We start from the raw sequence: 10,349 nt of genomic DNA, 5'->3' as shown, positions 1-10,349 counted from the left end.
GTCTTACCGCCGATCATCGCCGTCGCGTTGATCCTGGCCGTGTGGCAGATCCTCTACGCGGCGAAGATCTGGCCGGACTGGAAGCTGCCCGGACCTTCGGAAGTCTTCTCCTCACTGAAGGACACCTTCTCCCAAGGCGATGCCATGGGAGCCGTCGGTCACAGCATCGCCCACGGCGCCGTCGGCTTCGGCGCCTCCGTCGCCATCGGCACCCCGCTCGGCATCCTGGTCAGCCGCTTCAAAACCGTACGCGCGGGCCTCGGACCCATCCTGTCCGGCCTGCAATCCCTGCCCTCAGTCGCCTGGGTCCCGCCGGCCCTGATGTTCTTCGGCCCCACCCCGGCCATGCTCTACACCGTCGTGCTACTCGGCGCGGTGCCCTCAATCTCCGTCGGTGTCATGTCCGGCCTGGACCAGGTACCGCCGCTGTACCTGCGCGTCGGCCACAACATCGGCGCCCGCGGACTGGCCTCGGTGCGGCACGTGCTCCTACCGGCTGCTCTACCCGGCTATATCGCCGGGCTGCGCCAAGGCTGGGCCTTCGCCTGGCGGTCCCTTCTGGCCTCGGAAATCATCGTCCAGTCCGCGAGCCTGGGCCACTCACTGGGATTCCTGTTGAAGAACTCCCAGGACGCCAACGACATGTCCGGCGCCTTCGCGGCGATCGTGCTCATCCTGGCCGTCGGCGTGACGGTCAACCAACTGCTCTTCGCCCCTTTGGAACGGCGCGTCCTCAAAGCCAGAGGGCTGGCTTGAACGCGGTCCCGGCCACGTGCGGTGTGGTGGCGGCACAGATGCCGCCACCACACCGCTCATCGTTCGTCAGCGATTGCCGCTTGAATCAGAACACGCTGAATCAGAACACGCTGAATCAGAACCCGCCGACGCCGTTCGGCGTGCCCAGGCCCGTCGGGCCGTCCCAGCCCGTGCGCGCGTGGCACAGCTGGGTCGGCGAGCACGAGCCGTTGGAGCCGGTCGTGACGTCGAAGAAGGTGCTCGCGGAGTCGTGGGTGTAAGGGTAGTTGTTGTTGATGCTCGCGGCGTTGCCGGCCAGGGCGTACACCGAGGCGATGACCGGCGAGGCCACCGAGGTGCCGCCGTAGACCTGCCAGCCGCTGCTGCCGTTGTACGGGGTCGAGTCGTAGACCGCGACGCCGGTGTTCGGGTCGGCCACGGCCGAGACGTCGGCCACGGCGCGCCGCGCGCAGCCGGTGTTGAAGCCGGCCTGGCCGCTCAGGGCCGGGTTGTAGGCCGAGCAGCCGGAGCCGGCGCCGGACCAGGCGGACTCGGTCCAGCCGCGTGAGTTGGAGGCGCGGGTCAGGGTGGTGCCGCCGACCGCGGTGACGTAGCGCGAGGACGCCGGGAACTCCACGCCGTAGCCGCCGTCACCGGAGCTGGCGGTGATCATGATGCCGGGGTGGTTGTAGTACGGGGCCGAGGTGTCGGCCAGGTCGCCGCCGCCGTAGCTGTTGGAGATCGTGCTGGCGTGCAGCGCCGCCGCCTCGTTCACCGCCGCGCCCAGGTTGGCGTAGGACGCCGAGGTGGCCTCGACCAGCAGGATGTGGCACTTGGGGCAGACCGCCGAGACCATGTCCAGGTCCAGCGAGATCTCCGTGGCCCAGCCGGGGTCGGTCGGCGGGTAGCTCGTGCCGCCGGTCTGGTTCACCTTCTTGAAGCAGCCGTTGGCCGTGGTGCACGCCGGCAGGCCGTACTGCGCCCGGTACACGCCGAGGTCGGCCTCGGCGGTCGGGTCGTTGTTGGCGTCGACGATGGCCACGGTCCGGCCCGCGCCGTTGGTGCCCGAGGGCAGCTTGTACGCGGACTGCAGGTCGGACGGTCCGTAGCCGGAGGGCACGAGGTCCGGGTGCAGGCCGGGCGCGGCGTGCCCGGGCACGAACATCGGGTGCGCGAAGGTGGTGGCCGCGACCGAGGCGTTCGCGTCGGCGAACGAGGGCACGGCCATGGCCAGCAGGAGCGCGGCGAGCATGGAGAGCAGGAGCCTGATACGAGCTGTCACTGAAATCCTCCGAGTGGGCGGATCTGTGGGGACGACCGGGCTGGTGGCCGGGCCGCGGTGCGGTGTGACGAGTTCGAAACGGCCGCGGACGGGCCGGGCGAGCCTGGGCTTGCTCGGGCGGCGGTCCGACACCGGTGTCGGGTGTCCGGCGGCGAGGTCGGGGGCCGCGCCGGGGCATCGCGTCCGTTTTCCGGCACGCCGGCGGGCCGGAGGACTCACGATGCTTTCCGGGCGACCCGGAGGAAACCGTCAGCGGATCGACGGTGATGTGGGGATACGCCACCCTGAGAGAAAGGGTCGGGCCCCGGTCCTCGCCCGAGCGTTGCCCGAGGCTCAAGCGATTCAGGGTTCGTATTTAAGCGGAACGTAGCAGCGCGGCCCCGGAGGGTCAATGGCATGAGTCGCGAACCCCGGTGTTGTCAGGCCCTGAGAATCCGTGGGTTGCTCACCGTTTCCCCTGGTCGCTCGGCCCGGGCGGACCGGTCTAGTCGTGCACCTGGCGGTCGCGTCCCGCTCCGTATCCGGTGCCGGGCCATGAGGACACTGAGCACCACGAGCAGCGACAGCGGCAGCGTCCAGCCCTGATCGCCGTGGTGCAGGATGCCGAGCGGGAGCGGTCCGGTGGCGGCGACCAGGTAACCGATCGACTGCGCCATGCCTGCCAGTGCCGCCGCGTCCCCGGCGCTGCCCGCGCGCTGGCTCTGGAACGTCAGCGCGAGCACCAGCGTCGTGCCGCCGCCGAGTCCCATCAGAGTGCAGGCTGCCAGGTAGGCCGACGGTGACAGCGCCAGGAGCGCGAAGCCGGCGGCGACGACGAGCGAGGCGCCCAGCGCGGCGAGCGCGGCGGCCAGCAGCCGCGACGTGCCGAACCGATGCGATGCCCGGGCGACCAGCGGAGAGGTCGCCGCGAACGTCAGCAGTGGCAGGGTGTTGAGCAGGCCGCTCCAGCCCTCGGACAGGCCGCTGCCGTGCTGGATCGTCGGCAGCAGCGCGCCGACGCCGGTGAGCGGGGTGCGCAGGTTCGCCGCGACGAGGACGATGCCGATCAGCAGGCTCGGCGCCACCGCGTGGCGGGTTCGGCGGTCGGGGCTGTTCTCGCCGCCGGGGTCGTTGCCGTGGCCACCAGGGTGATCGCGGTCCAGGGAAGCGGTCGGCGATATATGGGCCGGGACTGAAAGGTCCGTGCCCGCGCCGGTGCCCCCGTTTGTGGTCGTGCTCATGTCCATCGTTCCGTTCCCCCTAGCGGTCCGGGGGGTGGTTCCGGGTGAGCCCGACGATCGCCGCGGCGGCGCGGCGCGCCTCGTCCTCGTCGCGGGCCTCGATGGCGTCGACCAGAAGGCGGTGCTGCTCGGCGTGCTCCGCGGCGGCGCTGTCGGACCAGGGCAGGCCGCCGAGGGCCGAGGCCAGGGCGGTGCCGAGGTAGTCGTAGACCTCGATCAGCAGACTGTTCCCGCTGGCCTGCACCACGGTCCGGTGGAACGTGCCGTCCGCTCCCGCCAGCGCGGCCATGTCGTCGGGGGTGCTGGCCTTCGCCATGACCTCCGAGAGCTCCCGCAGCCGCCGGACGTCGTCCTCGCTGCGCCGGAGCGCGGCGATCCCGGAGGCGTACTCCTCCAGGACCGCACGCAGTTCGAGCACCTCGTCCCGCCGCCCCGCGCTCGCCCGCCGCACCATCACCGACTGGAGCTCGCTGGAGGCGCGCACGTATGTCCCGTCGCCGACCCGCGCTTCCAGCAGCCCCAGATGCGAGAGCGCACCCAGCGCCTCGCGCAGCGCGGACCGGCCGACGCCCAGCTGCTCGACGAGGACCTGCTCGGGCGGGATCCGCATCCCGACCGGCCACTCGCCGCTCTCGATCAGTTCGCGCAGGCTGGCCACCAGCTGCGATGCCAGGCTCGCCACGCGCTGGGGAGGTTTGATCTCGTCCATGATCTGTATGGCAGCCGAATGTCTGACATTTGGAGAAGGGAGGGTCCCAGAGTCAGACAAGGCCCCGTCATCACTTCACGATGCACGACCGATGGCGCGCCAGTGTCACCGAGGTCCGACCGATGTCAGGGTCGTGCGATTCCCGGCGGGTGCCGAGCCACGGTGGCGTGGTGACTTCACTGTCTGCTCCGAGCGCACTCGAGCCGTCCCCGCCACCGCCCCTTTTCAAGCTAGCACCGCTGCCACCACTGGGACCCGTAGAACGCGAGGCCATCCTCACTGATCTGGACGCCTTGCTGGCCGCCAGCCGCGACGCCGGCCGGATCGCCTGGGTGACCGGCGAGGCCGGGATCGGTAAGAGCACCCTGATACACCGCTTTGCCGACCGGCACCGCGGGCGGGTTCGTTTCCTGGCAGGGTGCTGCGATCCGGCGGTCGGACGCCCTCGGAGCCGGGCGCTGTGGCGGGACCTCGCCCGGCAGGCCGGTCTGGAGGCGAAGGCCGCGAAGAATCCGATGGCCCTGGCGGACGGCCTGGCCCGCTTGGCCCGGGAACACGGCGGGCTGGTGGTGGTCCTGGAGGACCTGCAATGGGCCGACGAGGCCGCCGTCGACATGCTGACCGCGATCGGGCGCCGGTTGGAGCGATGTCCGGCCCTGTTCATCATGACCTGCCGGACCGAGCAGGTGCCGCCGGGGCATCGGCTCAGTGCGATGCTTGCGGCGGTTCCGGCGCACGCGGTCACCTACCTCGCGGTGCCCCTGCTCTCGCCCTTCGCCGTGGCCGAGCTGGCGCGGGACGCCGGACGGCCGGACCCGGGCCTGTACCGGCTCAGCGGCGGGAATCCGTTGCTGGCGAACGAGATCCTCGCCTGCGGGGCCGAACCGGATGGGCCGGGTGCATCGGGCATGCCGGACGCCGCGTCCCGGCTCGGCGCGTTGGCCGCGTCCCGCATGGCCGAGCTGCGGCCGGCTGCGCGGAAGGTGGCACACCTCGTCGCTCTCGCACCGGACGGCGTGGAGCCGTGGCTGCTGGAGACGCTGGAAGCGTCGGGAGCGTTGGAACCGCTGGGGACGCTGGGGACGCTGGGGACGCTGGGGACGCTGGGGACGCTGGAGGCACTGGAGGGCGGCGACGAAGCGGCGGCGGACGAGTGCCTGGCCTCCGGGCTGCTCGTGCGCAGGGCCGGCCGGATCGACTTCCGGCACGGGATCCTGAAGCAGGTCGTCCGCGATCTGACGCCGCTGTTCACCCGCCGCGCGCTCCACCGCGACCTGCTGCGAGCTCTCGTCGCCCACCCGGACCGGCCCGGCGTCACCGCTGCCCGCCTGGTTTTCCACGCGATCGGCTGCGACGACGACGACGTGATCCGGCGCCATGCCCCGCACGCCGCCCGGGAAGCCGCCGACTGCGGGGCGTCGGAGACGGCGATCGGGCTCTACGAGGCAGCGCTCGCGCACACCGATCCGCTCGATCACGCGGGTCGCGGCGAGCTGCTGGACGCGTTGGCCGAGCAGGCCTATCTGAGCGGTCGCCTGAGGGAAGCGTGTGCGGCGGGACGCGACGCGGTCTCGGCCTGGGAGGCCGCCGACCGGGCCGACCGGGCCGACCGGGCCGGGCGGGCACTGCGTCGCCTGGCGCGTGCGCTCTGGCTGGTCGGGGACCGGCCCGCCGCGTGGGAAGCCGCCGGCCGGGCCGCCGATTTGCTTGACAGGGTTGGGAATGCGGCCGCGCTCGCGCTGGCGCATGCGGAGCTGTCGCGCCTGGAGGTGCTCGTCCCGCATCCGGCGTCGGCGCTCGAGTCCGCCAACCGGGCGATCCGGGCTGCCGAAACCGCTGACGATCCGCGAGCCGGGTCCGCCGCGTTGATAGCTCTGGGTTCTGCGAAGCTCGCGGGAGGCGAGGCCGACGGCCGGTCCGAGGTGGCTCGGGGTTGGCTGATCGCGCTGGAGCACGGGCTCGGTGACGAGGCCGGACACGCGGCCGCCATGCTGGCCGGCCATGACATCGTGCACCGTGAGCACGCAGCCGCTGCCGCAGTGCTCGACGACGCGCTGCAACCGACGGTTCTCGCCCTCGCCCCGCCGCACCACTCCGGCCAACTCCTCGCCCTGCGCTCCTGGCTCCGCCTTGAGTGGGGCGACTGGAATGGCGCGCTATGCGACGCGGAGGAATCACTCCAGCGGATCGGGTTCACCGGCCCGACCGCCGTTCCCGCGCTGAGCACCCTCGCGCGGCTCCGTGCCCGGCAGGGCTTGGCCGGTGCGAGCGAACCGGCCCACCGGGCCGTCCGGATCGCCGAGGCGGCGGGCGAGCTCCAGGCCGTCGTGCTGGCCACGGTCGCCGAAGCCGAACACTTCTGGCTCTCGGACCGGGAGACCCTGCGCGTCGACCGGCTGGTGGCGGCCTTCGGCCAGGCCTGGCGCGCCCGCCACCCGTGGTTCGCCGGCGAGCTGGCCTGGTGGCTGCGCAGGGCCGGGACGCCGGCGCCGGTCGCCAGTTGGTTCGCCGAGCCCTACCGTCTGCTGTTGGCAGGGGATTGCCAGACGGCGGCGAAAGCCTGGGCTCTCCTGGGCTGCGGCTATGAGCAGGCCGAGGCTCTTGCTTGCAGTGACCTCCCCGAGGATCTGGCACGGGCTCTGGAACTGTCCAGCGCGTTGGGCGCCGACCCTCTCGCGCGCCGGCTGCGGCGTCGGCTGCGCCGGTTCCGCGGACTGGTCGTGCAGCGCGGGCCGCGCCCGGCGTCGGTCAACCACCCGGCCGGACTGACATCGCGGCAGGCGGAGGTGCTGATGTTGTTGTCCGCGGGGCTGAGCAACGCCGCCATCGCCGAGCGCCTGAGCGTGTCGACCCGCACCGCGGAGCACCACGTGGCGGCAGTCCTGACCAAGCTGGCCGTGACTTCTCGCCGGCACGCGGCCGACGCGGCGGCCCGCCTGGGGATGCGACCGGCCGGACCGGAGAGCGTCCGCTTCGGGTAACGGTGCGACCGAATAGAACGGGCTGCAGAGAACGGGCTACAGAGAACCAGCTACAGGGAACGAGCTACAGGGAACGAGCTACAGGGAACGAGCTACAGGGCTGATCAGCCCGCTGCCAGGGCCGCCGCCAGCACGGCGGCGGCCCGGTCGGAGTCCGCGTCGTGGAACATCGCGACGGCTTGGTCCGCGTAGTCGCCGGCGACCTCGGAGTCGCCGTCGCCGCGGGCGACCGCCGCCAGGCCTTCCCAGGCCACGGCCTCCTCGTAGCGGATGCCCCGGTCCCGGCACAACGACAGGGCCCTGAGATGGCTGGCGCGGGCCGCCGCCAGGTGGCCGAGTCCGAACTGGAGCCTGCCGATGAGGTTCCAGGTGGTGCTCTCCAGAATGGGGTTGTCGCTCTGCGCGGCCACGGCCAGCGCCCGCCGCGCCCACGGCAGCGCGCCGGCGTGGTCGCCGTCGCGGTGCAGCAGGTCGGCGATCGAGCAGCACACGCCGCCCTCGACGTGCCGGGCGCCGATCCGCGCGGCCAGTTCCAGGGCGCGGTGCAGGGCGGTGCGGGCGTGGACCCCGTCGCCGAGCCTGGACCGTGCCACGCCGATGTTCGTCAGGGCTATGACTTGCAGGTAGGGGTTGGCGAGTTCCTCGCTGCGGGTCAGGGCCTGCTCGTGGTGCCACAGCGCTTCCTCGTGCTTGTGCATGCACCCCAGCAGCGAGCCGATGTTCGCCAGCGCCGCCGCCTCGTCGCGGCCCGCGCCGATCTTGCGGGCCAGTTCCAAAGCCCGCTGGTAGTGGTGCAGGGCCTTGTCGAAGTCGCCACGCATGTGGTGGACACAGCCCAGGTTGCGCAGCGTTCGGGACATCCCCTGCAGGTCGCCGAGGGCGTCGAACTCCGCCAGCGCCGCCTTCAGCGCCTCGACCGCTTCCTGATGCCGGCCCAGGGTTCGCAGCGCCAGACCGGTGTGCAGTCGGGCCGCTGCCCGCCCTCTGAGGTCCGCGGCCGCGGTGGCGTCGCGGACCGCCAATTCCAGACTGGGCAGGGCCTCCTGGGCGTAGCCGCCGTGGACCAGCAGTGAGGCGGTCGCCACGGCCAACTGGCAGGTCTGTTCCGGGTGCGGGCCCGAGGCGGTCAGGCCGATGACGGCCGTCAGGTTCGCGCGCTCGTCCCGGAGCAGGCTGACGACGTCGTCGACGGTGCGGGGCAGGCCGCCGGTGTCCGGGGCGTGTGCGGTGGGTGGGGTGTGCGCGTTGCTTGTGTTGTTCGAGTCGTTCGCAGTGTGCGCGCCGGCCGGCGTTTCCTCGGCCGGGCCCCAGATCTCGGTCCACAAGCCCGAGCCCGGGTCGGCCAGCGTCATCGCCGCCACGGCGAGCCGCCGGTAGTGCGAGCGCAGCCGGTCCAGCGCCGCCTCGCGCCGCTCCGGGCAATCCGACCGCAGCGCCTTGCTCGCCGCGTACCGCCGGATCAGGTCGGGCAGCCGGTAGCGTCCGAAACGGTCCTGGCCCAGCAGGTTCACGTCGACGAGGCGTTCCAGGCAGGCCGTGGCCCGGTCGGTCGGCAGGCCGGCCAGCGCGGCCGCGGCGGCGGCGTCGAAGTCCCGGCCGGGGTGCAGACTCAGGGCCCTGAAGACGTCCTGGTCCGGCTGGCCGAGGCGGCGGTAGGAGACCTCGAACGCGCCGGCCACGCTGCGGTCCCCGGCGACCAGTTCGGTCAGGCCGGGTCCGCCGCGCAGGCGGTCGGCCATGTCCGCCACCGACCATCCGGGCCGGTGCCGCAGCCGCGAGGCGGCGATCCGGATCGCCAGCGGCAGGCGGTCGCAGAACACGATGATGTCGGCGACGGCCGCGGGTTCGGCCTGTGTCCGGGCGTCCCCGACGATGCGCGTGAACAGCGCCACGGAATCCTGTTCGGACAGCACGTCCAGCGAGTGCGTGTCCGCGGCTTCCAGGTCGAGCAGCCGTTTGCGGCTGGTGACCAGCACCATCGAGCGGCCCGCACCGGGAATCAGGGGCCTGATCTGGCGGGCGTCCAGGGCGTCGTCCAGCACCACCAGGGCTCGGCGCTTGGCCAGCAGCGCGCGCCAGGCGGCCGTCTGCTGCGCCGGGTCGGCGGGGATCTCCGGTCCGTATCCGGCGGCGCGCAGCAGCCAGTCCAGCGCCGTGGCCGGCGGCAGCGGTCCCTGGCCCGGCGAGTGGGCGCGCAGGTCGACGAAGAACTGCCCGTCCGGGAACCGGTCGGCGACGAGGTGCGCGGCTTGCAGGGCCAGCGCTGTCTTCCCGGCGCCGGCCATGCCGTCCAGGCACACCACGCCCGCGCTGTCCGGGTCGGCGACCAGGGCCCGGGTCAGCCCTTCGAGGTCGTCCTCGCGGCCGACGAAGTCGCGGACCGGGCAGGGGAGGAAGTTGTCGCCCGGGGTGGTGCGGATCTGCTCGGTGCGGAGGTTCTGCGTGACGACGGCCTTGTGCGGTGCCGGGGCGGGGGCCGACGCGGTGGACGCTGCCGGCGCGGACGGCATCGACAGTTCCGACGCCGCGCGGCAGGGCGCGTCCAGGGACGGATCGTTGCGCAGGATCAGCTCGTGCAGCCGTCGCAGGCCGGCCCGCATGTCCAGCCCTAGATCGCCGGCCAGCTGGGCCCGGCCTCGTTCGTAGACGTCCAAGGCTTCCGCCTGCCGCCCCGACCGGTACAGCGCCAGCATCAGCTGGCCGCGGAACGGATCGCGGAACGGGTGCTCGGCGACCAGTTCACGCAGGGCCGGCACGTAATCCGGGCCGCCGCCCTGGTCCAGGCGCAGACCGACCAGCTGCTCGAGGGCGGACAGCCGCTCTTCCTCCAGCCGGGCCGCGGCCAGCCGCATCGCAGGGCCCTCCATCCCGGCCAGCGCGGACCCGCGCCACAGGCCCAGCGCGCTGTCGAACGCCGTGATCGCCTCGGCCGGGCGCTTGTCGGAGGCGGCGCGCCCGGCGACGGCGACCAGTTCCCGGAAGCGGTGGACGTCGACGTTCCGGGCGGACACGCAGGCCCGGTAGCCGTACCGGTTGCTGACCACGACCTCGCGCGCCGGGCCCAGGCGCCGTCGGAGCTCGGACACCGCGTTGTGGACCTGGCGCCGCGCCGTCGCCGGCGGGTCCTCGTCCCACAGCGCGTCGACCAGGGCCTCGACCGGCAGGACCCGGTCGGCTTCGAGCACCAGCACGGTCAGCAGCTTCTCCTGCCGCGGGCCGCCGAGGTCGATCGCCTCCCCGGCCACCTGGATCCTCGGCGGTCCCAGCAGCTCGACGCGGTATTCGTCGGTGGCCAATGTGTCCTGCACCCCCCGGTGAACGGCGACACGATCGAGAACTGGTGTTCTGTGAACCTATGGGGAACTTCTACCGTCCGCCGCTTTCACACAACCCTGAGACCCTATGCAGGGGACTAACCCTGA

General features: G+C 72.4%; 6 protein-coding genes. 2 read left to right on the top strand and 4 right to left on the bottom strand.

Annotated features, from left to right (window positions below; translation table 11 throughout):
* Positions 1-756, top strand: a 756-nt coding sequence (locus ABIA35_RS22110; RefSeq protein WP_370359146.1) for an ABC transporter permease, incomplete at its 5' end; no start/stop codon positions are given.
* Positions 757-871: 115 nt separating this feature from the next.
* On the opposite strand, the gene ABIA35_RS22105 is transcribed toward ABIA35_RS22110, so the two are convergent.
* The 3 genes from ABIA35_RS22105 to ABIA35_RS22095 form a co-directional block, all read right to left on the bottom strand.
* The gene (locus tag ABIA35_RS22105; RefSeq protein ID WP_370359145.1) at positions 872-2,017 is read right to left on the bottom strand and encodes a peptidase S8; all 1,146 of its coding nucleotides are present in this window, start codon (positions 2,015-2,017) and stop codon (positions 872-874) included.
* A 419-nt stretch (positions 2,018-2,436) separates the two neighbouring features.
* Positions 2,437-3,237 (bottom strand): MFS transporter, encoded by an 801-nt coding sequence (locus ABIA35_RS22100; RefSeq protein WP_370359144.1) that lies wholly within the window; start codon positions 3,235-3,237, stop codon positions 2,437-2,439.
* Between the two features lie 19 nt (positions 3,238-3,256).
* Positions 3,257-3,946 carry a FadR/GntR family transcriptional regulator gene (locus tag ABIA35_RS22095; protein ID WP_370359143.1) on the bottom strand — a complete coding sequence of 230 codons (690 nt, stop codon included), beginning with the start codon at positions 3,944-3,946 and terminating at the stop codon, positions 3,257-3,259.
* Positions 3,947-4,026: 80 nt separating this feature from the next.
* Here ABIA35_RS22095 and ABIA35_RS22090 point away from each other — a divergent pair, with 80 nt between their 5' ends.
* Positions 4,027-6,927: an AAA family ATPase gene (locus tag ABIA35_RS22090; RefSeq protein WP_370359142.1), complete on the top strand. Its 2,901-nt coding sequence runs from the start codon at positions 4,027-4,029 to the stop codon at positions 6,925-6,927.
* 104 nt (positions 6,928-7,031) lie between these two features.
* Here the strand turns inward: ABIA35_RS22090 and ABIA35_RS22085 are convergent, their stop codons facing one another.
* Entirely contained in the window at positions 7,032-10,223 is a 3,192-nt protein-coding gene (locus tag ABIA35_RS22085) for a BTAD domain-containing putative transcriptional regulator (protein ID WP_370359141.1), read from the bottom strand.
* Positions 10,224-10,349: the final 126 nt, after the last annotated feature.

Origin of the sequence: Catenulispora sp. MAP12-49 (genome assembly GCF_041262705.1) — a bacterium.
Classification (GTDB): domain Bacteria; phylum Actinomycetota; class Actinomycetes; order Streptomycetales; family Catenulisporaceae; genus Catenulispora.
The sequence above is the reverse complement of the archived record's forward strand: the minus strand, read 5'-3'. Positions and strand labels throughout refer to the sequence as shown.

Bases quoted from the DNA above. Each gene is read 5' to 3' on its own strand.
- ABIA35_RS22090 (WP_370359142.1), top strand. From the start codon at position 4,027: ATGCACGACCGATGGCGCGCCAGTGTCACCGAGGTCCGACCGATGTCA.
- ABIA35_RS22095 (WP_370359143.1), bottom strand. From the start codon at position 3,946: ATGGACGAGATCAAACCTCCCCAGCGCGTGGCGAGCCTGGCATCGCAG.
- ABIA35_RS22100 (WP_370359144.1), bottom strand. From the start codon at position 3,237: ATGAGCACGACCACAAACGGGGGCACCGGCGCGGGCACGGACCTTTCA.